The sequence below is a fragment of the Nocardioides sp. genome (assembly GCF_050246775.1).
GTDB lineage: Bacteria > Actinomycetota > Actinomycetes > Propionibacteriales > Nocardioidaceae > Nocardioides.
Window position 1 is genome coordinate 119,706 of sequence record NZ_JBFWVK010000004.1, and the last position, 22,252, is coordinate 141,957.

The following is a 22,252-nucleotide window of genomic DNA, read 5'->3' on the forward strand; positions in this document are numbered from 1 at the left end:
TCCTCACACGTGCGCTTCCTCCATGACAGCAAACCTCCCTGGGACCTGACCTACGACGACGTCTTCATGGTGCCGCAGCACTCAGGCATCGCCAGTCGCTTCGACGTGGACCTGTCCACCAGTGACGGGACCGGAGCCACGCTGCCCCTGGTCGTGTCCAACATGACCGCCATCGCCGGCAAGCGCATGGCCGAGACGGTGGCGCGGCGCGGCGGCCTGACGGTGATCCCACAGGACATCCCGGCAGCCGTGGTGCGTGAGGTCGTGGCCTGGGTGAAGAGCCGACACCTGGTCTTCGACACCGCTATCGAGCTCGCACCCCACCAGACCGTTGGCGAGGCGCTGTCGCTGATCCCCAAGCGCTCGCATCGTGCGGCGGTGGTGGTCTCGGAGGGCAAGCCCGTCGGAGTGGTCACCGAGGAGGACTGCTTCGAGGTCGACCGGTTCAGCCAGGTCAAGGACGTCATGACCCGACGGATGGTGACGATCGCTGCGGACGCCGACCCACGCGAGGCTTTCGACGCCATCGACTCGGCGCGCGAGCGGATCGCGGTGGCCGTGTCACAGGGCGGAGACCTGGTCGGCATCCTCACCCGCATCGGTGCGCTGCGCTCCACGCTGTACTCGCCCGCCCTCGACACCCACGGGAGGCTCCGGATCGCGGCCGCCCTGGGTGTCAACGGTGACGTCGCGGGAAAGGCCAGTGCCCTGTTGGAGGCGGGGGTCGACTGCTTGGTCGTGGACACGGCGCACGGTCACCAGGACCGCATGCTGGAGGCACTGCGGGCGGTTCGGGCCCTGTCTCCCGAGGTGCCGGTGGCCGCCGGCAACATCGTCTCGGCCGAGGGGACCCGGGCTCTGGTCCAGGCCGGCGCCGACATCGTGAAGGTGGGAGTCGGCCCCGGGGCCATGTGCACGACGCGCATGATGACCGGTGTCGGACGCCCGCAGTTCTCTGCCGTCCTCGAGTGCGCCGCTGCAGCGCGCGACCTGGGGAAGCACGTGTGGGCCGACGGTGGGGTGCGCCATCCTCGCGACGTTGCCCTGGCACTGGCAGCCGGGGCGGCCTCGGTGATGATCGGGTCCTGGTTCGCCGGCACGCACGAGTCCCCGGGCGACCTGCTTCACGACGCCGACGGACGACCGTTCAAGGTGTCGTTCGGGATGGCTTCAGCGCGCGCGGTGGCGAACCGCACTTCGAGCGAGTCGGCCTTCGACCGGGCGCGCAAGGCGCTGTACGAGGAGGGGATCTCGTCGTCGCGGATGTATCTGGATCCGGCGAGTCCGGGCGTCGAGGACCTGCTCGACGAGATCTGCTCCGGTGTGCGCTCCTCGTGCACCTATGCCGGTGCTGGAAGTCTCGAGGAGCTCCACGCGAGGGCTGTCGTGGGGATCCAGTCAGCCGCAGGGTTCCACGAGGGCCGGCCGTTGGCCACGTCCTGGTGACCAGTTGGAAGCACCCTCGACCGCATCGGTGGCAAGGGGTCCTGCTCTAGCGCGTCCGTCCCGCACCGCGTCGTCTGGCCTTCTTGTCCGCGGCCTTCTGCGCTGCCTTGCGCTTGGGTGCCGGTCGCGGCGCTGCGTCACCGCCGTGTGGGGCGGGTGTCCCGCTGCCCGCCTGGCCGCTCGGCCGCTCACCCCGTGAGCTGTTGTCGGTGCGTCCCCGCACGATGCCGATGAAGGTCTGGATCCTCGGATCGTCGTTGTCGCGCAGCCACGCCAGGCCGATCTCAGTCTCGGGCAGGTCGAGGACGGGGCGATGCTCCACGTCCTTGCGGTGATGCAGTCGTGCCACGGACATCGGCACGACCACGATTCCGGTGCCGCTCGCGACCACCTCGATAGCGTCCTTGATGCTCATGTCAGGGAAGGCCAGCTGCTCGACGGCGCTCACCTCGGACCACTGAGGCACGTCCCCCTGCACCAGCTGCTCGCCCGCCAGATCGGCCAGCGCGATCTCGTCGTACGCCGTGACCGGGTGGTCGAGGGGCACCACGACCACGGGCACCTCGCGATAGAGGCCGATGCAGTGCAGTCGGCCGCGATCGACCGGCATTCGCACGAAGCAGGCATCGTGGCGGCCCTCGATCAGGGCTGTTTCCTGGTCATCCGGGTCCACCAGGGAAAGATTTAACTCTTCGGTCTCACGCCTGCGCCAGACTCGCGCCCACTTATCAGGCGTCACACCAGGCACAAATCCCACGGAAAACGCCACGTCACCACTCTAGTCATGCTTGACTCCTCGCGACGACGACTGTGCAATTGCCCTGTGGGGTTCATCTCACGAGAGAAGGGGGATCATCAGGTGGGGAGCTATATCTGCCGCGACTGTGACCAGCCCGTGAACCGCGCTGTGGCACACGTCCGATCAGTCAACTTCGAGCAGGTCGCTTTCTGTCCGTCCTGCTGGGCCGCACACCGTGCCGCCATGGTCGTTCCTGAGCCGCGCATGGCTCCGGACGGCGTGCGCGAAGAGGCCTACTGAGCCAGAAGCATCCGTCCCGCCTCGTTGCACGAGGCGGGATTGTTGCTGCCATGACAACTCCGGACCTCAATCGTCGACGAGACAGCCCGGCGGCAGGTCGAACCATCGCAGCTTGTCGAAGTCCTCAGACACCTGGCCCGTGTCACCGTCACCCTCGCTCCCGTCCGCGTGGGCAGCAATGCGCCCTGCCCCGGACCTGAGCACCTGTCTGGCTTGATCGAGGTGCACGGCCAGCTGCGACTCAGGTGCTCGGTCGTGATGGGCCGGATAGGTCATCACCCCGCGGTCGTCGTACCGGATCTGAGACAGTCGCAGCGGCGGATCAACGGCGCCCAGGTGGTGGCGCCACAGGCCGCGAGCCGGATCGAACCGGTAGTCGGGCAGCAGCCGCCACCCCTCACGAGCAATGAGGAGCACGGCCTCGAGCACGTAGTCCACGACGGGCTCGGACAGGAAGTAGTTGAAGTTCACCCGCACCCACCCGGGCTTGATGCCCTCGCACCCGTGCGCGATCTCGTCGGCGAACTCGTGGGAACGGGCGAGGTCGATGCCCAGCAGGCGGTGACCGTAGGGTCCCGCACACGAACAGCCTCCCCGGGCCTGGATGCCGAACAGATCGTTGAGCACGGAGACCACGAAGTTGTGGTGCAGGTAGTTGCCGCTGGGTGCCCGGACTACGAAGGACACGATCGACAGTCGCTCCGATGCGAGATTGCCCAGGATCTCGATCGCCGGCTCCGTGGACCACGTCTGCACCGCCCGACGTAGGAACCACGCCTCATGGGCCCGGATGACGTCGGTGCCCACCGCCTGCTTGAGCTGGAACACGAGCCCCGCGCGAATGGAACCGATGATGTCCGGGGTGCCGCCTTCCTCGCGATGTACCGGGTCGTCGAGGTAGACGTGGTCGTCGGGATTGACGTAGGCCACGGTGCCGCCGCCCGGCACATCGGGGACCCGGTTGCCCAGCAGCTCGCGTCGGACCACGAGCACGCCGGGTGTCCCGGGACCTCCGATGTACTTGTGCGGGCTGAGGAAGACGGCGTCCTTGTGGGCCAGCGGGCCCTCGCCGTACATCTCGATGTCGACGTACGGTCCGGCTGCGGCGAAGTCCCAGAAGGACAGGGCGCCGTGGCTATGCAGGAGCGTCGCGATCCGTGCGGTGTCGCTGACGATGCCGGTGACGTTGCTGGCGGCGGAGAACGAACCGATCTTGAGTGGCCTGGCCGCGTGGCGCACCAGTTCGGCCTCCAGCACCTCGAGGTCGATGTGCCCGTCGAGATCCTGGGGGATGACCACCACGTCGGCGATCGACTCGCGCCAGGGCAGCTCGTTGGAATGGTGCTCGAAGGGTCCGATGAAGACGATCGGCCGCTCCGTCGCGGGGATGGCGGCAGTCAAGTGGTGTCGATCCTCGAGGACGGAGGGGATCCTCAGGCCCAGGATGCCGATCAGCTTGGCGATGGCGCCGGTGCAGCCCGAGCCAGCGAAGATGACGACCGTCTCGTCGTCACCGCCGACGGCATCGTGGATGATCTGCCGGGCGTCCTCACGCAAGCGGGTGGTCTGCAATCCGGTCCCGCTCGACTCGGTGTGGGTGTTGGCATAGCGCGGCAACACCTCGTCGCGGATGAAGTCCTCGATGAAGCTGAGCGCACGGCCCGAGGCGGTGTAGTCGGCATAGGTCACCCGCCTCGCGCCGTACGGGCCCTCCATCACCTGGTCGTCCCCGATCACGGCCTCGCGGATCCGCTGCAACAGGGCGGTTTCGACGGGAGTGCTCACCATCCGAGAGTAGCCCCGGACTCGGCCAGATTTGCCCCCTGACCTGGTGCAGAAAATGGGAGGCTGGCCCCGATGCCAACCCCAGGTGACCGCGACCAGCTCGTCCGGACGGAGATCTCCGTCCCCGCAGGCGTGCCCGACGTCGGGGTCGCGCTGATGACCGGGGTGGCGGTCGGGTTCGGCCTGGCCTCCGTCGTCGTCGAGGTGGTGCTGCGGGCGCTGGCCCAGGCCAGTCCGGTCCCGTCGCGGCCCGGCACCTCCTCGGTGGTCTCGGACCGCGCGATGGGACTCGCCTGGGGCGTGGCCGGTCTCACGGGCCGGGCACTACAACTGAGTGGGAGGGCGCTGAGACCGGTGATGGGCATGGTGCTCGAGCCACCGCTGGTTCCCCGCCGACTGCATGCGCTTCACGGGCTCGAGGTCCTGGCCCAGCGGTGGCGTGCAGACCGCCCCGAGACAGTGGCGGCGCTCGAACGGTGGTCGAACGCGGCCCTCGCCGGGGCCCTCTCCGAGACTCTGGTCCGGCTCGACCTGCGACACCAGGTCGACACCGTGCTGAGGAGTGTGGATGCCGATGCGGTGGTGGCCCAGGTGGTCGCCGATCTCGACCTCGACGCGGTCTCGGCACAGGTCCTGGCCACGCTGGACCTGGACCGGCTCATCGCCACCGTGCTCGCAGGCCTGGACGTCGACGCCGTGGCCGAGGAGGCGCTCACTGCCGTCGACCTCGAAGGGCTCGTCACGTCCACGCTGTCGAAGCTCGACCTCGCTGCGGTCATCGTCGCGCAGGTCGATCTCGAACGGATCGTGATGTCCGCGCTGGCTCGCCTGGACCTGACCAGGATCGTGCTCGATCAGGTCGATCTCATCGGTGTCGCGGAGTACGTCGTCGATGGCATCGACCTGCCCGAGATCATCCGTGACTCCACGGGATCGGTGGCCTCCGAAGCCGTTCGCGGGCTGCGCATGCAGGGAGTGGATGCTGACGCAGCCGTGGCCAGGATGGTGGACCGGATGCTGCTGCGGCGTCGAGGGCGGCGCACCGACGTACCCGCGCTCGACGACGGAGACCAGGCAGGTCCGCCATGAGCGAGCCCACGCCCGACCTGCCGCGAGCGTCGTACGCCGTGGATGCCGTCCCGGTGGAGGCACGTCCCTTCCAGGGGCAACGTGCGGGGGCGGTGACGCGCACCGCGGCCAACACGATCGACGGCGCTATCGCCCTGGTCTGCATCGTTGCTGGCTACGTCGGCTGGGCCGCAGCCAGCTTCCTGCGACACCCACCCGGCTTCTCGTTCCCGACACCGTCGTTCTTGAGCCTGCTCATCGCCTGGGGGCTGCTGCTGTTCCTCTACCTCTCTGCCGCATGGGCCACGACGGGACGCACCTACGGCAACCATGTCCTCGGGCTCCGGGTGGTCAACCACCGTGGGGGCCGGCTGCGCTGGGCCACGGCCATGCTTCGTGCGGGATTCTGCCTGGCGGTGCCGCTGGGTCTCTACTGGGTCCTGATCAGTCAGACCAACCGGTCCCTCCAGGACAACGTGCTGCGCACCTCGGTGATCTACGACTGGACCACCCGGCGCGAAAGCGCCGCGCGCGCAGCCTGACCACGTAGGCAGGGGCCTGTGGACCGGTCGTCCTTAACCTGGGATTGCCTCGGGCGGGGGAGCGGCGGATCGGGAACGTCCTTGGCCAGCCCCCACCAGCACCTGCACTGCGACCAGGAGGACGAGAACCAGCAGGACCGACCAGTAGAGCCTGCTCTGTGAGATGTCGTTGCCCCACAGCAGAACGACGACGCCGAGGAGGGCGCTGACCACGCGCAGCCACCTGGCATTGGCCATCACCCACTGCCCGGCCTGGCCGATCTGACCCTGGCTGATGGCGGCGCCCACGCTCTCGAGTCCGCTGGCGACCAGTGACCTCGTTGCCACGCCACTCCTGCTGGTGCCGGTGAACCACCCCAGGACCACCAGCACGACGCCGAGACGGAACAGCACCTGGTGACCGCGTTCGAGGTAGGAGAGCAGCTGGTCGTAGAACACCGAACTGGCCGGCCCGAACACGGTCCCGGACAGCTCGTTGACGAACAACTGACGCCCCACGGACAACGTGATGGCCAGCAGCGCGGCGTTGAGGGCCAGGGCAATGCCGATGGCGACGCTCATGCGCGGGCGGCGACGCGCGAGGACGAACGCGGACAGGAACAGCAGCGCGACGACGACCAGGAGCCATTTCGCGACCGGGTTGCTGAAGGCGTAGATGGTGCGGACCTGGTCGAGCTGGGGGGCGTTGAGCAGGACGATCTGGCGACCCTGGTCCGGGACCGGGACGTTGTCCAGCATGGTGAGCCCTCGGTCGACGAGCCGCTGTTTGACCTCGTCGATGACATCGGAGACGTCGAGGACCACCTGGTCGTCCTGCACGGACAAGGCCCCGCTGTTGTCGCCACGCAGGACCCTGAGGAGCGCGACCTGGGCGCGCGCATTGGCCGCGAGCCAGGCCTCGCGGAACGCGTCGGAGGAGATCACGGCGCGCACCTGGGACTCGATCAGGCCGTTGACGGCACCGGAGAGCGGGCCGACCAGGGCCTGCAGCCTCGGCCGCTGGGTGATCACGCCGGAGAAGGCCTCGTTGAGCAGCGACTCCACGTCGACCTGTGCCTCAAGGGCGTCGGTCACCTTCGCCGCGATCGCGGCCTGCACCTCCGGGGAGTCCACGAGCGGACCGACCGTCTCGACATAACGCTGTCCGTCGTTGATGGTGCGCTGGCCCCAGAACGCCACCACTGCAGGAGTCGTCAGCAGCGCTGCCAGGATCAGGCAGAGCGCTGCGGAGAGGGCCCTGCCGCGAGATGAGGGCCTCCCGGCCTGGACCTCTACCGCCGGTTCGGTCATCGGAGTCTCCCTCACAGTCGTTCACGGCACGATTCCGTCGCGTCCATGATGTCGGGATTTGCACCGTTTGGGGTCCCCCGCGCCGGGTGAGCCGGCAACAGCGCTCGACCAGAGGCAGGGTCATCGAGGGTTCACCCGATGGTCCCCCGGCGTCCATGCACGAGTGGGGGACCGAGCCGCCCGGCGATGGTCGGCTGCTGGGAGTCCTTCCGACCAACCAGTGAATGGAATCTCGATGAAGATGCTCTCCTCACGCCGTCAACGGCTCGCTGCCGTGGTCGCCGCGACCACCTTGGTGGCCGTGCCCTCGGTGGCCCTCGCCGTCCCGCATCTGGGTGCCCACCAGTCCCTGCGGACCGCCGGTCCCTCCGACAACACCAAAGCCGCCCGCCACGCGATCGTCGGCGGCAAGGCCCGCAATGTGATCCTGCTGATCGGCGATGGCATGGGTGACAGCGAGATCACGATCGCGCGCAACTACTCGGTCGGTGCCGCGGGCCGGCTGCACATGGACAGGTTGCCCCTCACCGGTGCCTACACGACGTACGCCGTGCAGAAGGAGCACCCTGAGCTGCCCGACTACGTGACCGACTCTGCCGCTTCCGGCACCGGCTGGGCGACCGGCCACAAGACCTACAACGGGGCCATCAGCGTGCTTCCCGATGGCCGGGCCGTGCCAACCGTGCTGGAGCTGGCCAAGAAGGCCGGATTCCGGACCGGCAACGTGACCACGGCAGAGATCGAGGACGCAACTCCTGCCGTCCTGGCCTCGCACGTGGTCAGCCGCAACTGCAAGGGCCCCCAGGCCATGGGCGACTGTCCCACGGACGCCAAGGAGAACGGCGGCCGCGGCTCGATCGCCGAGCAGATCGTCAGGACCCGCGCCGACGTCACGCTGGGCGGCGGCAAGCAGTTCTTCGACCAGCAGATCCAGGGCGGACCGAGCGCCGGCATGACGGTGCTCGAGCAGGCGCAGGCAACCGGCTACCAGGTGGTCACCGACGCTGCCGGTCTGGATGCAGTGCACACGCGTGCTCCCGTGCTCGGGCTGTTCGCCCCCAACAACATGGACCTGGAATGGACAGGACCAACGCCGACCCCAACGGGGACGGCACCCTCGACGTGCGCCGAGAACGCGGCCCGTACGGCGTCTCAGCCGCACCTCACGGACATGGCGAGCAAGGCCATCTCGATCCTGGACAAGCAGACCCGCCACGCTCGCAAGGGCTTCTTCCTCCAGATCGAGGGGGCCTCGATCGACAAGCAGGATCACGCCGCGAATCCTTGTGGCCAGATCGGCGAGACGGTCGAGTTCGATGCGGCAGTCCAGCTGGCGCTGAACTACCAGAAGCGGCACCCGGACACCCTCGTGGTGGTCACGGCCGACCACGGCCACACCAGCCAGATCGTCGAGACCGGGACCACCACTCCCGGTGTGACAGCCACGCTCACGACGGTTGAAGGCGCCGACATGACGATCAGCTATGCCACGACGCCGTTCCCCGGGTCACAGCAGCACACCGGGACCGAGGTTCGCATCGCCGCAGGCGGTCCGCAGGCGGCAAACGTCCTGGGGGTGACCAACCAGACCGACCTGTTCTTCACGATGAGGCGCGCTCTCGGCCTCTGAGGTCAAACTTCGATGCCCGCTCCCGGCCTTTCCGGGGCGGGCATCGTCGTTCGCGCCGTCAGCGCACGATGAAGTCGGTCGAGCCCGCGCTCTCGTACTGATCGGTGAGGAGGTAGTGCACGCGATAGCGGCCTGCGGGCAACGGCCACGGACTGCCCTGGTGGTCACGGCCCAGGACGAGCTCACCCTCGGGGCGCGGCGGGAGCGCTCCGGCATCGTGGCCGCCGGTGTATCCCCAGAGCAGGTAGTCGTCGCGCTCGGGGTCGGCGGCTCCGGCCCGATACACCCCGATCCAGTCCCAGCGGTTGGCGGGTCCATCGGTCCACCGCACCGTGATCGGCTCGCCCACCGCGTAGGTGGCGGCATCCGTGGTGACCTCGACCTGACTGTGCCGGGGACGAACGTAGAGCTCGTTCGTGGCGATCACGGCGCCCGTCGGGTCGCTGAGGTCCACCCGGTAGTCACCACCGGCCAGCTCCGCGGTGGGGACCACCACCGTGCCGGAGTCTCCCGGCGCGGGGTAGGTGGCCGAAGACGGGCCGGTCAGCGTCACCGTGCCGTCTGCGCCAGGCTGGCGATAGGTGAGCGTCACGTCGTCGCCAGCTGTCACCAGTCGGCTCGAGAGAGCGATCGTGGTCGGGATGGGCTTCGGATGCAGGATCAACTGGGAGAGGACGGCACGGTGGTCGGAGGTCCATGTCGGATAGCCGCGATCGACGCTGTCGCCGCCCCGCTCGCCGACGACCTCGCTGCTCTTCACCTCGACAGGCCCGCCGACGTAGGCGAAGTCGATGCGGCGCGCGCTGCCGTTGCTGCCCGCGACCTGTCCCCAGGTGTTGCCTGGATCGGTCACCGGATCGGGCCGCACCTCGCGGTAGGCGTCACGCAGTCCGGCTCCGATGAGGGCGGTGCTCACCGGCCAGGGGACCGCACCGATTCCGCCGTGCTGCGCCGAGGTGGCCGCAGTCCAGTCGAGGTGGGACGGCTCGTTGAGGTCGCCGGTGAACAGCACGGGCCACTGCTCGTCGAGCAGACGGGTGGCAGAGGGCAGCAACTTCTGGATCGACGCGAGCCGAACCTCCTCCTCGCCGGCCAGCACCTCGGCCAGGGGCACGCCTCGCGCCAGTCGGTTCGGCCCGTCCTGCACGTAGTCGAGATGCGTGTTGATCAGGGCGACGGCCTCACCGGGGCGGACCTCGATGAGTGCGTAGAGACCGTCGGCCCCGGAGGGCTCGAGGATCGGGTATTTCGAGAGGATCTGCAGCCCCACGTCGTAGTACGGGTAGCCGGCCTTGGCCGCGATCTCCGGCAGCCGGTTGTACGACTCGAGCACCCCGACCACGTCGGCGTCGAGGTCAGCCATCACTGCGTCGGTGGAGCGGCTGCCGCCGTACTCGACATTGAAGACCAGGAGGGACAGTGACACCGGGGGAGCGGTGACCGGATTGCTCGTCGTGGTCGTCGGGTCCGCAGACGGCTGTGATCCCCCCGTGGCCGTGCAGGCGGCGGCAAGGCCGAGCGCCACGCTGAGCGGGACGGCACGGGTTCGTCGCATCACGACCTCCTGACTGATTGAACAGTCAGATGGACCATAGCCCCGCTCGGCGTCCGGTGTCAGTATCGAGAGGAGGAGGCTGGGGTCAGGGCCATGGGCGGGACCAGCGAACTCGGCTGACCGGGAACTAGGCCAGAGTGAGGATCTCTGCGCCGTCGTCGGTGATGGCGATCGTGTGCTCACTGTGCGCCGTGAGGCAACCCGTGGCGCTGCGCAGCGTCCACCCATCAGCGTCGGTGACCAGTTCAGCGGTGTCAGCCATCACCCACGGTTCGAGGGCGAGCAGCAGGCCCGGGCGAAGTTTGAACCCACGGCCGGGCCTTCCGGTGTTCGAGACATGCGGGTCCTGGTGCATCGTCGACCCGATGCCATGACCGCCGAACTCGGTGTTGATGGGGTAGCCGGCCTCGCTGAGCACCGAACCGATGGCGTGGGAGAGATCGCCGACGCGTGCACCGGGCCGGGCAGCAGCGATCCCGGCGGCCAGGGCGCGCTCGGTGGCGGCGATCATCGCGACGCTCTCCGGCGCGCGCGAGTCGCCGACGATGAAGCTGAGCGCGGAGTCTGCGGCCACTCCGCCCAGGGAGACGGCGAGGTCGAGGGACACCAGATCGCCGTCGGCGAGCGCGTAGTCGTGGGGTAGTCCGTGCAGGACCGCGTCATTGACGGAGGTGCAGATGTAGTGGCCGAATGGCCCTCTGCCGAAGGAGGGCTCGTAGTCGACGTAGCACGACAAGGCTCCGGCCTCGAGGATGATCTCCTTCGCCCACTGGTCGATCTCGAGCAGGTTGGTGCCCACCGCGCTGCGGCTCCTCAGCGTCTGCAGGACGCCAGCGACCAGGGCGCCTGCCTCGCGCGCTCGGGGCAACCTGTTGGGATGGAGGATCTCGATCATGCTGGCACTCTCTCACGCGTTCACCAGCGTGGGCGTCTCCCGCAGACGCCGTGGAGGACCCGAGGTGCCGGCGCCGGTCACCAGGACCAGCCTGTCTGGCTAGGGGAGGGGTTGGTCGAAGATGGTCGGGGTCGGAAGGCGGTCGCAGCGCTCACAGGCCACGTAACTGGTGCCCTCGCCGTACACCCGGACCCAGCGGTGCCACAGGTGGAGCCGGCAGGACAGCGGGGTGCGCCTCTCGACGAGCGGCACCTCATCGATCCACTCAAGATCAGAGACCGTCAACATCACGCCACCTCCGAACGACTCCAGCCCCTTGTCGGCTATTCCATTGTCGCTCGAAATGAAGAAAAAGCCCCGTGGAGCCGGGCGATGCCTTGTCGACGCATCGTGGGGTCGGCGAAAGGGTCGCGTAGCTGCCAGAACCGACCCAGGCGAAGGGAGGCCGGGATCTGGTGAATGGCGGCGAATCCAACCATGCGCGGACCGTGGTAAGCGGCATAGAACGTGAGCTCACGGGATCGGGCCGTGTCGCCGACCCAGGCCTGTGTCGCCACGGTGGCGGGCGCCTGGCCGTAGTGGATCCGGTACAGCTCGAACAGGCTCGCCAACTCGGTGACCGCGTTTGACGTCGGATCGAGCGGGCGACAACTGACGGGCTCTGCCACCAGGACAGCCTTCGAGCACTGCCGAACCCGCTGCGGCAACAATCACCGAAGAGGATCGCTATTCGGTGATTGTTGGCAGAGAGGCCGCGTGTCTCAGTGGACCGTTGACCCACTGTTCCACGGCGTATCGATCACGGAGACGGACGATGACCAGATCGGGACGCTGCTGATGAACCGCGGCGATCCGTGGAGCACTCTTGTGATGTGTCGACCAAGCCCAGCGCACGATGTGCTCTCGGTCCGTGACCACGGTCCACAGCGGTGGCTCGATGTTTCCGTTCCACAGCACTTGCCGGCGGAGCCGACGGAGGACCGTCCGTTGCACGACCCGACGCATCACCGTGGCCCGGCGAAGGTCGAGCCACACCACCAGATCCGCCCGTTGAGCCAGTCGTTCGCGCACCACGGTGTACTGCCACTCGGTGACCCAGCTTGGCTCTGCACTGAACGCCTCGACCTCGGCCTCGAAGGTCTCGCGCGGAGTCCATCCAGGGCCGTGGAACAGTGCGTCGAGCTCCACGTGGCGAATGCCCAACCTTTCACTGATTCGGGCGGCCAGGGTCGTCTTGCCCGACGCTGACGCCCCCGCAACGAGGACTCGCCGCGGCCGGTGAGGCAGCCGATCAGTGGCCGAGAGCATGAACACCCAGCCAGTGTAGAAATCGGCCTGTCAGCGTCACAGAAGGGATCGGTCAACGAGAACGCTCAGATCAGCCAGCACCGCTCGGCGGTCTTTGGCGGCGGAATGGGACAGTTCGTGTCCCGGCCAAGGGGTCCGTTGCCGGTCGCCACTAGCGTCCAAGGAGGTGCGGATCGTTCGCAAGGGCGGCTTTCCGTAGCGTCGACGGAAACCCTCGATCATCTTCGTCTCGACGTTGCGCGGAATGTCGGTGGGTGGCAGCACGAGATAAGCAACGAGCAGTTTTCTTGAGTCACTCAACTGCCAGATGAGTCGGCCTCCCCAGTGGCTGCCGGTTGGCTTGGCGCCCATGGCCTGGTACTCGTTGAGCCGGCCACGCAGTCGGTGGTGATCTGCCTTGCCGATGTAGACGACATTGGCCGCGGGCACCCCGTTGGCCGTGAGGGCATCACGGCCCAAACTCGGATCGCGCTTCTTGTGCGTCGCTCCAGTCGAGCGATCCAAGAAGCGCGGTTCCGACTGCGACCGTCGAAATAGGACGTACACGCCCCCGGCCGATGCAGGAAGTTCCTTTTTGGGTGGTGGCCAGTCGGCCCATCGGATCCACCCGACAAGGCCCTTGTCCTCCAGCGACTTCTGGTCCCAATCGCTCCAGTCCACCTGCCCATCCAACTCGGCTCTAGCCGTCACACCAAGTGAGCGTCCTGGTCGACTGGCGGCGAAATGGGATAGCTCGGGCTGACACCGGCCGGTTCAGCAACCCCGGAGACGAAGTTCGGAGTCTCAAGGTTGTCCTGCCACATGTAGCGACGCGAGCCGATCTGCCAAGACCTCTGGTCGTCTCGAGTGGTGTGCTGAAGCTCGCGAAGCCAGGCGACGACTAGACATCTGGGCGCATGGAGTGCAGGGCAGGCACGGTCACGCGGCTCCGTGGGATGCGATGGTGCCCGCGCCGATACCTGTAGTGGTCTACAGCCGCCGGAGGCTGGGAAACCTGGAGATGAGCGCAGCGGCTTCGGTTCGTGCAGAGCAGTCGTCGAGATTCGCGGCGCGAGCTACGAGGCCTTGAATTTGGCGTTTGGATTTCGTGTCTCTGAGGGCGTCGGCCCATCTTGCGACCACCCCGGCCCCGAGGTCTTGCAGGGCCGTGTCGATGAGGTCTGGTGCGTGTTGATCGCAGGCAGCGATCCAGTCGAGTAGGTCGGTGAAGGCTGGAGTTGCGGTCGCTCGTAGGCCTGCGGCGAAGGCTACAGCGTTGGCGTCTGCGACTTCCTTGGCGATGTGGGGGTCGACGCCGGCGATGGCGGTCAGAACGCCGGCTGCGAGCTCGTAGTTCTGGTGTTCGAGGTCCAGGTTCAGTACCAGGCCTCGTTTGAGGAGAGTGATGACCAGTTGGGGGTGGAAGAAGGCGAGATCTACGTCGAGAGTTTCGAATTCGTCGCTGTGTCGGTTGAGTAGTTCTTCGACCTCGGTTGAACGAGTGTCGTGAAGGCTGAGTAGTACGAACACAATTTGGCTTGTGGGGTTGGGGAGCTGGTCGACCAGTGTTTGTTCGAGGGTTGCTAGGTCGACTGCCTCGGCGACCTTGGCCCATCCCTTCGGGTCGAACTCTTGGAAGATTGCGATGAAGCCGGGGAAGTTGAACCAGCCGCCGTCGCCCCGTGGTCGAGCAAGGTCGTGCTCCAACTGTCGGGTGCCCAGTGCGCGCAGGAGCCTGCGTATTGCTCGTTGTTGCTCGCGGGTGGGTTTCCTGCTGCGGAAGAAAGTGGGTGTCACATCGAGGAGGAACATAAAGGTCTCAAAGAGGCTGCTGAAACTCTCGATTGGGCGCTTTGAGAACTCGTGGGCGAACTGAATTGCGTGCGTCTCGAAGAGGCGAACTCCTAGGTCTTGGTTCGTGTATGCGAGCACTGAGAAGAGTTCGTTGGCGCTGAGGAGATTTGGGGCCGCGGAGAGCATGCGGCTGAGTGCGGCCTCGTCGAACGCTTCGCCAACGGCTTGTTGGAACGCGGCGCCGCCAGCTTGCGAGATGCGGTCAATCGCCCTGTGCGAGGAGTAGATGTGGGGCCAGCCTCCTGCTTCGCACAGGCCTGCTAGACGTACGGGGTCGATTTGCGAGATGGCTGCAGAGATGCGCGGACGGTCATCGTTGATGAGTATGTTGATAAGAGCGGCAACAGCCCAGCCGGTCTCGGGGGTCACTTCTCGTGCCCACTGGACCACGACGTCGAGGTGCTCCCAGATCGTCTCCTTGATGATTGGGGTGTGCGGGCCGTCCAGTTGCTCGAGCATCTGTGCGGCCATGGTGACGTCCGACCCGGTTCTGGTGCTGAGAGCACGTTCGGCGAGTGCGCGTTCGCGTTCAGGGTTGCGGACTTGGTGTTCTTGGAGAATCCAGTGGGCTTCGGTGTCCAGGTTGCGGCCGAGCAACCAAGCGATGCCGCGCATTGGCGTCGATTTGTTGTCGAGGGCGACGTTCATGAGCGTCACGATGTTTCTGCGGTCTTCCTCGATGACTGGTTGCGGTAGGCCAGGGTCGATCAGGACGGAGCGTGCCAGTTCGACTTCAGGCTGCTCTGCGTCGTCTTGGGCCGTCTCAGCTGATGCGATCGGGGCCACTTCTACTGGCACGTTCAGCGCGTGTGACCATTGCGGCGGGTGAAGCATCCAGTTCACGATTGCAATTGCCGCCCTCAGGTGAGGGCAACGCCAAACGCCGTCTTGTTCGAACGCCAACTGACGCGATTTCAGTACGAGGAGTCCAGCCTCGACCCAGCTTGTGTCACGGCCGACCGCTTCCGCATGGGGCGCCAGGTCCTCGACCGTCACTCCGCTGTCGATACTGGTGATCTGCGCGACAGCGAGTGCGGCAGCGAGGACGTCGGCTCGGTCTCTGTCCCGCACTTCCTGGAGGGCTTTAGCTGTGCGGCGCCATCCGCCCGTCAGCGAGTAGAAGAACAGCCATGCGTTCGTTTCCTTCGCTGCAACTTGAATCCGCAGGTCGGGTGGTTCGTCCATGAAACTGGTCCCGATGTTGTTATCCAAGGCTTGAAGCCTGGGCAGCATGGTGTCGAGGTTGTCCAGCATGTGCCTCTCGAGGAGGCCGACAGCTGCGGGGCCAGCAACGGTGTGGGTGACGACTCCACCGGCGACGTGGTCGAATCCTGCAATGAGAACCAGTTGATTCTCATCTGCTGTCTCAGCCAGCTCGCGGACAGCGTCTGCGGACAGGTCCTGGGCGTCATCAACGAACAAGACCTTCTTGTGCGGAAACGACCGCAACTCCGAAGACCACTCAGCCAGGCCGGCGTCCCGGCTGCCTGCTCGCAGGCGTAGGACCTCGAATCCTTGGTCGGCCAAGTCGCTGACAACTTGGTAGGCGGTGATGGATTTCCCGGAGCCGCTTTCACCGTTGAGGACCACCGCGTGACTCCGAAGCAGCGACTCGGTAACGGCGGCCACTACCGGCAGACGTGGACAGGCGACGACGTCTCTTGGCCCGAGGCGCTCACCGGCAAGCGCGGAATCGATGGGACGCTGTCGCTCGAACGTCACCACGCTCCAAGGCGAAGCAGCTTCGCGCTGCACCAACGGTGCAGTCAGAGCACGAAGGACGTCCTCAGCGGTGCCGGAAACATCGTCGTCCCCGGCTGCGCGCGGACTGATTCGAACCACCCGCCACCGCGAACTCAGCGGGGCAATGAGCTCTTCGACGACCACAGGGTCGCTGCCGGAATACCCGATGGTTATCAGCGTCCGGGGATGACGTTCCGCTAGCTCGTTGACCTTCGCGTGCAACTCGGTCCCAACGGCGCCATCCTCGTGGGGCAGGACCCACGGGGTGTCAGGTGATGCGACGTCCCCGTGTGGCTTGAACATCACGCCTTCGGGAATGGATGTTCCGTACAGGCGTCGATAGGCACGCTCAAGTGCCGAGTCCCAGTTGTACGAGATCACCAACTCCACTGAACCGTCGTGAATGAGGCGGGCGAGTGCCTCATGGGCGACTGACGGACGGGCCGATCGCTCGACGTCAAGTGCTACGAACGCGTGCTGGAACCTGTTACGGGCCTTCGGTGAGGATGTAATCGCAGCCCAAGCAACGAGCAGTCGATCCCAATCATCGGAGAGCAGGTCCTTGGCTGGCCCGTCCTGCGTTCTGAGTTCCGCGGCCACGACTGCACGCGCTGCCGGATCCGCGTCGAGCGCATCCCACACGAGAGTCGCCAGGTTCTTGGTATCTGGGTAACGCGCATTCAACGACAAACCGGCACCGACCAAGCAAACGCCACCCATGTCCAAACGGGTCCGAAGGTCGTCGATCGTGCTGGTCAAGTCGTCCTCATTTCACATGGCCGGAATACTGATCCTCGCAGGGCCCCTCAGTGCGACAAACGTACGACTTGCCCGTGCAGTCAAGCCCTACCTGCGCAGACGCGTAGGTCTGACTCGCTGAAGTCGATGAACTTGTAGCCCCGCTGCTTGTACTCCGCCGACTTGACCCGCCCATGCAACAGGTTGAGTTTTCCCACCTTCGATGCCTTCCACTGAGGCATGCTCTTCCCAACGATCCCCGCGACTTGAGCGAACAGGTGCAGCATGAAATTTCGGTGGCAGAACTATCGCGGGTACGTAGACACTGGTTGGCTTGAGCTAAAGCCGTTGACGCTCCTTCTGGGGGCGAACAACGCAGGCAAGACGTCGCTCTACTCGCCGCTGCTACTTCTGAAGCAAACCATCGAGTCGGCGCGCCCGGAGACCGCCCTGCTATCGCAGGGCCCCCTGTACGAGGCGGGGCGCTTCCGTGACTTCGTTCGTGACCATGACACGACTCTGCCGGTTACGTTCGAGCTCGAGCTCGAAGGCGAACGCAGGACGTGGTTGTCGGACGACTCGGATCCTATGACCCCAGGCGCCGTTGAGTTCACCTTCGTGGCCGGAGATGAAAGAGGCGGGAGCAGCGCCCTGAAGCGGTACCAGTTACGTGATCAACGCGGCAAGCGGATGTTTTCGTGGAGCCGCGACGGACAGACGACCAATGTCAGCGGACCTATTGTCCCGAGTCCCGGCCGCGCAGGACGACCCCTGGGGCCAGTTTCGAGCATGCTTCGCCAGATTAGGGACCAGAGTCCCGAGCACTTCATGATCAGCGGGTCACCTGGCCTGAGCGGAATTGGCAGCCTGCGCGACGTGAAGCAGGAGCACCGAGAACGCATTAGTGCTTGGGTGGATGCAGGGCTTCGCTTCTTCCAAATTCAGATTGACGTGAACGCTGGAATTGAGAGAACCCTTTCGTCAGTCAGCTATCTCAGCCCGCTACGAGCGCTTCCAGGACGGACGTATCGCGTCAGCGCGGAGCCGCCCTCGAACGTGGGAACTGCTGGTCAGTTTGCTCCGGAGATGCTGTTTAGGGACAAGCAAGAAGGCGATGGCCAACTAGTGGAGGCCGTGAACGACTTCCTTGTCTCGTGTGGCTATGGCGGGCTGCTCTTCAAGCCAGGGCCGGACTACGACTCGTTTGAGTTGCTTGTTCGCAAGACGAGGCAAGGTGGCGCAGACTCCAATCTCGTGGACAGCGGGATGGGCTTGTCCCAGCTGTTGCCACTCATCACTCAGAGTCTGATCGCAACCGAACGCAACAACCTTGCACTGATACAGCAGCCCGAGATTCACCTCAATCCCGCACTCCAGGTGCGACTAATGGATCACTTCACGCGTCAGGCTGCCGAAGGAAAGAGGGTGCTGATTGAGACTCACAGCGAGCACCTCCTGCTGCGTCTCCGGCGACTGATCGCGGAGGGTGTGATCGATGTGAGCGATGTGGCTGTGTTCTTTGCTGACAAGAGTGGAGGCGTGACGCGAGTGCGGCCTATCGACGTCTCTTCAACAGGGAGTATCGAAAGGCAGGAGTGGCCCGAGGGGTTCTTCGCTGAACAGTTGCACGACTCTCTTGTCCTGGCGCGAGAACAGGCGCGAATCGCACGACGTGAAGCGCTGTGACCGCAGTGGCGTTGCATGAGTCGCAAATCCATGATCACGACGACGTTGTCGTCGACACGAACGTTCTAGCCCATAGCGACAATCGACACTCGACGTTCCACGCCGACGCGCTTGAGTTCCTGCTCTGGCTCATTGACGGCAGTGAGCATAACTGGGTCCTCGACGACAACGGCAAGGACGCTCCATTGCTCAAAACCAGCCTGATCTGGACCGAGTACCAGGAGACGCTGTCCCAGGTCAGCTCCGCAATGCTGCTCTTTAAGAGTGCTTTGGACACAGGACGAGTCTGCTTTGCGACAAGACCGAGCCAGGCGCAGAGGCTTCTCATTCGTGGTTTGGTTCCACGAAATCGCAAGGACCGAGTCGTGCTGGGTGCTGCAGCCAACTCAGGATCCAAGTGGCTGGTGACGAACGACTTTGATGACTTTGACGACCCCACCAGGGCGGCCTGCCAATCGCTGTTGGATGTATCCGTTACGGACGCGCTGAAACCGACCTAGGGCGCCTCAGCCTAAGGTGCTTCCACTCGGGCAACTGTCCTGCCGGAGTGCGCAAACTGTAGTGCTTACTACGATCTGCTCGAGGTCGAGCGTGCTGGGCGCCCACTCTGGGCGAACTGGGCTACCCAGTAGCCTCCCATCAGTCGGTCAGACCGGCCGCGAAGCCAGAGTCCAGCCCAACCTGAGGATTGTTGCGTTGCACATCCTCTTGCAACTTTCGCGGGGCGACCACTCCCAGGTACTGCATTGGGGCCTGTCCGTTCAACTGCGTCGAGTCTGTAACCTCGCTCTGCAATCAATGACAGGCACAGGAAGGGCTGTCCCAGGGCTAGCTGTTCGCTGGCCCTGTCAGCTCCTCACCTCAGACAGAGGCCACGTGTCCTGGGGACTTGGACCCCCACCCAGCGGATTCGACCAGACAGCAAGCCCTTCGGCACTCCGGGCCAACGCTGAGCGCGACCGCCGAACTAGACGAGGCCCCGCACCGAAAGATCTTCGATACGAGGCCCTGTTCTGGTGTCCGAGGGGGGACTTGAACCCCCACCCTCTATACGAGGACTAGCACCTCAAGCTAGCGCGTCTGCCTATTCCGCCACCCGGACGAGTGCTGGAGAACTGTAGCAAAAGGCGGGCCCCGACCCCGCATCGGGAGGGTGTCAGGATGGGGCCATGGAGACTCCCGACTACGACCCAGCAGCCGAGGTGGTCGACCTCTGCCGCGAGCTCATCCGGATCGACACCTCCAACTATGGCGGCGAGGACGGCCCGGGGGAGCGGAAGGCCGCCGAGTACGTCGCCGGGCTGCTCGACGAGGTCGGCATCACCCCGACGATCTACGAGTCCGAGTCCGGGCGTGCCTCGGTCGTGGCGCGGTGGGGCGACGGACCCGACCCACTGCTGCTGCACGGCCATCTCGATGTCGTACCCGCGGCAGCCGAGGACTGGCAGGTCGACCCGTTCAGCGGCGAGATCCAGGACGGCTACGTGTGGGGCCGCGGCGCGGTGGACATGAAGGACTTCGACGCCATGCTGCTGTCGTGTGTCCGAGCCCGGGCGCGTGCCGGCGCCACCCCCGACAGAGCCATGGTCCTGTGCTTCACAGCCGACGAGGAGGCCGGCGGGCACAAGGGCGCCGAGCACCTGATCACCGAACATCGAGACGAGCTCGCCGACTGCACCGAGGCCGTCGGCGAAGTGGGAGGCTTCTCGGTCGACATCCGAGGCCAGCGCGTCTACCTGATCCAGGCCGCCGAGAAGGGCATGGCGTGGATGAAGCTCACCGCCAGAGGTCGGGCCGGCCACGGCTCCATGCTCAACACCGACAACGCGATCACCGACCTGGCTGCCGCGGTCGCTCGCATCGGGGCCTACGAGTGGCCGGTACGCCTGACACCCACCATGCGCACCCTCCTGGCCGCCGTCGGCGAACTGGCCGGCACGCAGGCAACCCCGGAGAACGCCGAGGCCCTGATCGAGGAGTTCGGGGGTGCGGCCCGGATGCTCGGCGCCGTCATCCGCAACACGACCAACCCGACGATGCTCAAAGCCGGCTACAAGGTCAACGTGATCCCCACCGAGGCAACCGCCCATGTCGACGGCCGCTTCCTCCCCGGGTTCGAGGACGAGTTCTTCACGACCCTGGCCGAGCTCTGCGGTGAGCGGGTCAGCATCGACTACGTCTCCAAGCAGGACCCCTGGGAGACGCCGTACGACGGGCGGCTCGTCGATCTCATGACCCGCTCGATCCTCGCCGAGGACCCCGACGCGATCGTGGCGCCGTACCTGATGAGCGGCGGCACGGACGCCAAGCACTTCCGCAAACTTGGGCTGCGCTCCTACGGCTTCGCACCGCTCCGCCTGCCCGCCGACCTCGACTTCACCGCGCTCTTCCACGGTGTCGACGAACGAGTGCCGGTCGACGCGCTCGAGTTCGGTGCCCGCGTCTTCGACCGGTTCCTCGGCGAGGCCTGACCGGACCACGGCCCCTAGAAGATGAAGTGGATCTCCGGGCGAACCTGACGGATGATCTTCCGGCGCAGCACCACGCGGCGTACGCCGTCCGCTCCGATACGCACCCGGTCAAGCTCCCAGCCGCCGCGCTCGGCGCGCTCCACCAACAGGCGAGTCACGACGTTGCGGGACAACTCGCGCGGCAGGGTCAGCCGGTCGAACTCCCACTCCACCCCGGGAGCTGGCGGTCGTCGGGTGGCGCGACTCACGTCAGTCCCCGGAGACGTCGTCGAGGGCGTCCACGATCTCGCCGGGCAGCTCGAGCTCATCGATCCCGAGTGCGCCACGCAGCTGTGCGGCCGTCCTGGCCCCGACCAACGGCGCCGTGACGCCCGGCCGGTCGCGCACCCAGACCAGCGCGACCTCGAGCGGCGTCCACCCCAGCCCGTCGGCAGCACGCGCCACCGCTTCGGCGATCCGGTGCCCGCGCTCGTTGAGATAAGCCCCCACGAAGCCCGCGAAGTGTGGGGAGCCGCCACGCGAGTCGGCCGGAGTGCCGGCGCGGTACTTGCCGGTCAGCACACCGCGACCCAGCGGCGACCAGGGCAGGACGCCGAGCCCCACAGCCGCCGCCGCGGGCAGGACCTCGTGTTCGGCGGACCTGTTGAGCAACGAGTACTCCACCTGGGTCGATGCCAGCGTCGCCCGGCCCGGCACGGCACGCTGCCAGGTCGCAGCCTGCGCGCTCTGCCACCCCGTGTAGTTCGACACCCCGACATAGGCGGCCCGACCCGAGGTGACCGCGAAGTCCAGCGCCGACAGCGTCTCCTCGAGCGGAGCGTCGTCCACCCACGTGTGCACCTGCCACAGGTCGACGTGATCGACGTTCAACCGCTTGAGCGAGGCGTCGAGCGAGGTGAGCATGCTGCCCCGCGACGCGTTGGTCTCCCGGGTCCCGCCGCGACGCGAGATCCCAGCCTTGGTGGCGAGCACGACGTCATCTCGGGCCACCACGTCGCCGATGAGGGTGCCGATCAGCTCCTCGGACGCACCGTCGCCGTACCCGGCCGCGGTGTCCAAGAGGTTGCCGCCGGCCTCGACATAGGCGATCAACTGCTCACGAGCCTCGTGCTCGTCGGTGTCACGGCCCCACGTGAGCGTGCCCAAGCCCAGTCGTGACACCTTCAGGCCGGTCGAGCCCACGGAGCGTTGCTGCATGGCGCAACGGTAACCACCCCCGGCCA

19 protein-coding genes and 1 tRNA gene are annotated in these 22,252 nt (G+C 66.1%); 7 read left to right on the plus strand and 13 right to left on the minus strand.

The genetic code is table 11. The features are described 5' to 3' along the window. Positions 1-9: 9 nt before the first annotated feature. Positions 10-1,446, plus strand: a complete 1,437-nt coding sequence (locus AB7I40_RS17470) for a GuaB1 family IMP dehydrogenase-related protein (protein WP_428344413.1) — start codon at positions 10-12, stop codon at positions 1,444-1,446. 46 nt (positions 1,447-1,492) lie between these two features. On the opposite strand, the gene AB7I40_RS17475 is transcribed toward AB7I40_RS17470, so the two are convergent. Together AB7I40_RS17475 and AB7I40_RS17480 are read right to left on the minus strand one after the other, a co-directional pair. After that, positions 1,493-2,215 (minus strand): LysR family substrate-binding domain-containing protein, encoded by a 723-nt coding sequence (locus AB7I40_RS17475; protein WP_428344414.1) that lies wholly within the window; start codon positions 2,213-2,215, stop codon positions 1,493-1,495. A gap of 336 nt (positions 2,216-2,551) precedes the next feature. Continuing rightward, positions 2,552-4,270 (minus strand): aminotransferase class V-fold PLP-dependent enzyme, encoded by a 1,719-nt coding sequence (locus tag AB7I40_RS17480; RefSeq protein ID WP_428344415.1) that lies wholly within the window; start codon positions 4,268-4,270, stop codon positions 2,552-2,554. A 72-nt stretch (positions 4,271-4,342) separates the two neighbouring features. On the opposite strand from AB7I40_RS17480, the gene AB7I40_RS17485 reads away from it, so the two are divergent. Together AB7I40_RS17485 and AB7I40_RS17490 are read left to right on the plus strand one after the other, a co-directional pair. Continuing rightward, positions 4,343-5,359: a hypothetical protein gene (locus AB7I40_RS17485; protein ID WP_428344416.1), complete on the plus strand. Its 1,017-nt coding sequence runs from the start codon at positions 4,343-4,345 to the stop codon at positions 5,357-5,359. After that, positions 5,356-5,880 (plus strand): RDD family protein, encoded by a 525-nt coding sequence (locus tag AB7I40_RS17490; protein WP_428344417.1) that lies wholly within the window; start codon positions 5,356-5,358, stop codon positions 5,878-5,880. Before AB7I40_RS17485 ends, AB7I40_RS17490 begins: the two co-directional genes overlap by 4 nt. A gap of 33 nt (positions 5,881-5,913) precedes the next feature. On the opposite strand, the gene AB7I40_RS17495 is transcribed toward AB7I40_RS17490, so the two are convergent. After that, complete coding sequence (locus AB7I40_RS17495) at positions 5,914-7,170, minus strand: hypothetical protein (RefSeq protein WP_428344418.1); 1,257 nt, start codon at positions 7,168-7,170, stop codon at positions 5,914-5,916. Positions 7,171-7,405: 235 nt separating this feature from the next. Here AB7I40_RS17495 and phoA point away from each other — a divergent pair, with 235 nt between their 5' ends. Next, positions 7,406-8,800, plus strand: coding sequence for an alkaline phosphatase (gene phoA, locus AB7I40_RS17500; RefSeq protein ID WP_428344419.1), 1,395 nt, complete (start codon positions 7,406-7,408; stop codon positions 8,798-8,800). A 58-nt stretch (positions 8,801-8,858) separates the two neighbouring features. Here phoA and AB7I40_RS17505 read toward each other — a convergent pair whose 3' ends face one another. The 7 genes from AB7I40_RS17505 to AB7I40_RS17535 all read right to left on the minus strand — a co-directional run bounded on the left by AB7I40_RS17505 (position 8,859) and on the right by AB7I40_RS17535 (position 16,893). After that, on the minus strand, positions 8,859-10,355 hold the full coding sequence (locus AB7I40_RS17505; RefSeq protein WP_428344420.1) for an endonuclease/exonuclease/phosphatase family protein: 1,497 nt from the start codon (positions 10,353-10,355) through the stop codon (positions 8,859-8,861). 127 nt (positions 10,356-10,482) lie between these two features. Beyond that, positions 10,483-11,250 carry a type I methionyl aminopeptidase gene (gene map, locus AB7I40_RS17510; RefSeq protein ID WP_428344421.1) on the minus strand — a complete coding sequence of 256 codons (768 nt, stop codon included), beginning with the start codon at positions 11,248-11,250 and terminating at the stop codon, positions 10,483-10,485. Between the two features lie 99 nt (positions 11,251-11,349). Beyond that, complete coding sequence (locus AB7I40_RS17515) at positions 11,350-11,538, minus strand: hypothetical protein (protein WP_428344422.1); 189 nt, start codon at positions 11,536-11,538, stop codon at positions 11,350-11,352. A 35-nt stretch (positions 11,539-11,573) separates the two neighbouring features. Beyond that, the gene (locus AB7I40_RS17520; RefSeq protein ID WP_428344423.1) at positions 11,574-11,918 is read right to left on the minus strand and encodes a GNAT family N-acetyltransferase; all 345 of its coding nucleotides are present in this window, start codon (positions 11,916-11,918) and stop codon (positions 11,574-11,576) included. A gap of 58 nt (positions 11,919-11,976) precedes the next feature. Beyond that, a complete protein-coding gene (locus tag AB7I40_RS17525; protein WP_428344662.1) occupies positions 11,977-12,558 on the minus strand; it encodes an AAA family ATPase in 582 nt (193 codons plus the stop codon). Between the two features lie 36 nt (positions 12,559-12,594). After that, positions 12,595-13,218, minus strand: a complete 624-nt coding sequence (locus AB7I40_RS17530; protein ID WP_428344424.1) for a hypothetical protein — start codon at positions 13,216-13,218, stop codon at positions 12,595-12,597. A gap of 309 nt (positions 13,219-13,527) precedes the next feature. After that, positions 13,528-16,893 carry a hypothetical protein gene (locus AB7I40_RS17535; RefSeq protein ID WP_428344425.1) on the minus strand — a complete coding sequence of 1,122 codons (3,366 nt, stop codon included), beginning with the start codon at positions 16,891-16,893 and terminating at the stop codon, positions 13,528-13,530. A 327-nt stretch (positions 16,894-17,220) separates the two neighbouring features. Between AB7I40_RS17535 and AB7I40_RS17540 the strand changes: the two genes are divergently transcribed. Together AB7I40_RS17540 and AB7I40_RS17545 are read left to right on the plus strand one after the other, a co-directional pair. Further along, positions 17,221-18,558, plus strand: a complete 1,338-nt coding sequence (locus tag AB7I40_RS17540) for an AAA family ATPase (protein WP_428348111.1) — start codon at positions 17,221-17,223, stop codon at positions 18,556-18,558. Further along, positions 18,555-19,058: a hypothetical protein gene (locus AB7I40_RS17545; protein WP_428344427.1), complete on the plus strand. Its 504-nt coding sequence runs from the start codon at positions 18,555-18,557 to the stop codon at positions 19,056-19,058. Before AB7I40_RS17540 ends, AB7I40_RS17545 begins: the two co-directional genes overlap by 4 nt. Positions 19,059-19,572: 514 nt before the next feature. Here the strand turns inward: AB7I40_RS17545 and AB7I40_RS17550 are convergent. Continuing rightward, positions 19,573-19,660 (minus strand) — tRNA-Leu (locus AB7I40_RS17550). Between the two features lie 67 nt (positions 19,661-19,727). Here AB7I40_RS17550 and AB7I40_RS17555 point away from each other — a divergent pair. Beyond that, on the plus strand, positions 19,728-21,029 hold the full coding sequence (locus AB7I40_RS17555; RefSeq protein WP_428344428.1) for a M20/M25/M40 family metallo-hydrolase: 1,302 nt from the start codon (positions 19,728-19,730) through the stop codon (positions 21,027-21,029). A 14-nt stretch (positions 21,030-21,043) separates the two neighbouring features. Here the strand turns inward: AB7I40_RS17555 and AB7I40_RS17560 are convergent, their stop codons facing one another. Together AB7I40_RS17560 and AB7I40_RS17565 are read right to left on the minus strand one after the other, a co-directional pair. Further along, on the minus strand, positions 21,044-21,277 hold the full coding sequence (locus AB7I40_RS17560; RefSeq protein ID WP_428344429.1) for a DUF5703 family protein: 234 nt from the start codon (positions 21,275-21,277) through the stop codon (positions 21,044-21,046). 1 nt (position 21,278) lies between these two features. Continuing rightward, on the minus strand, positions 21,279-22,226 hold the full coding sequence (locus tag AB7I40_RS17565) for an aldo/keto reductase (protein ID WP_428344430.1): 948 nt from the start codon (positions 22,224-22,226) through the stop codon (positions 21,279-21,281). Between the last annotated feature and the right edge of the window lie 26 nt (positions 22,227-22,252).

What these genes read in the sequence shown, in the direction of transcription:
- AB7I40_RS17525 (WP_428344662.1), bottom strand. Translation starts at nt 12,558, where the DNA reads ATGCTCTCGGCCACTGATCGGCTGCCTCACCGGCCGCGGCGAGTCCTC.
- AB7I40_RS17565 (WP_428344430.1), bottom strand. Translation starts at nt 22,226, where the DNA reads ATGCAGCAACGCTCCGTGGGCTCGACCGGCCTGAAGGTGTCACGACTG.
- AB7I40_RS17555 (WP_428344428.1), top strand. Translation starts at nt 19,728, where the DNA reads ATGGAGACTCCCGACTACGACCCAGCAGCCGAGGTGGTCGACCTCTGC.
- AB7I40_RS17505 (WP_428344420.1), bottom strand. Translation starts at nt 10,355, where the DNA reads ATGCGACGAACCCGTGCCGTCCCGCTCAGCGTGGCGCTCGGCCTTGCC.
- AB7I40_RS17515 (WP_428344422.1), bottom strand. Translation starts at nt 11,538, where the DNA reads ATGTTGACGGTCTCTGATCTTGAGTGGATCGATGAGGTGCCGCTCGTC.
- AB7I40_RS17485 (WP_428344416.1), top strand. Translation starts at nt 4,343, where the DNA reads ATGCCAACCCCAGGTGACCGCGACCAGCTCGTCCGGACGGAGATCTCC.
- AB7I40_RS17495 (WP_428344418.1), bottom strand. Translation starts at nt 7,170, where the DNA reads ATGACCGAACCGGCGGTAGAGGTCCAGGCCGGGAGGCCCTCATCTCGC.
- AB7I40_RS17490 (WP_428344417.1), top strand. Translation starts at nt 5,356, where the DNA reads ATGAGCGAGCCCACGCCCGACCTGCCGCGAGCGTCGTACGCCGTGGAT.
- map (WP_428344421.1), bottom strand. Translation starts at nt 11,250, where the DNA reads ATGATCGAGATCCTCCATCCCAACAGGTTGCCCCGAGCGCGCGAGGCA.
- phoA (WP_428344419.1), top strand. Translation starts at nt 7,406, where the DNA reads ATGAAGATGCTCTCCTCACGCCGTCAACGGCTCGCTGCCGTGGTCGCC.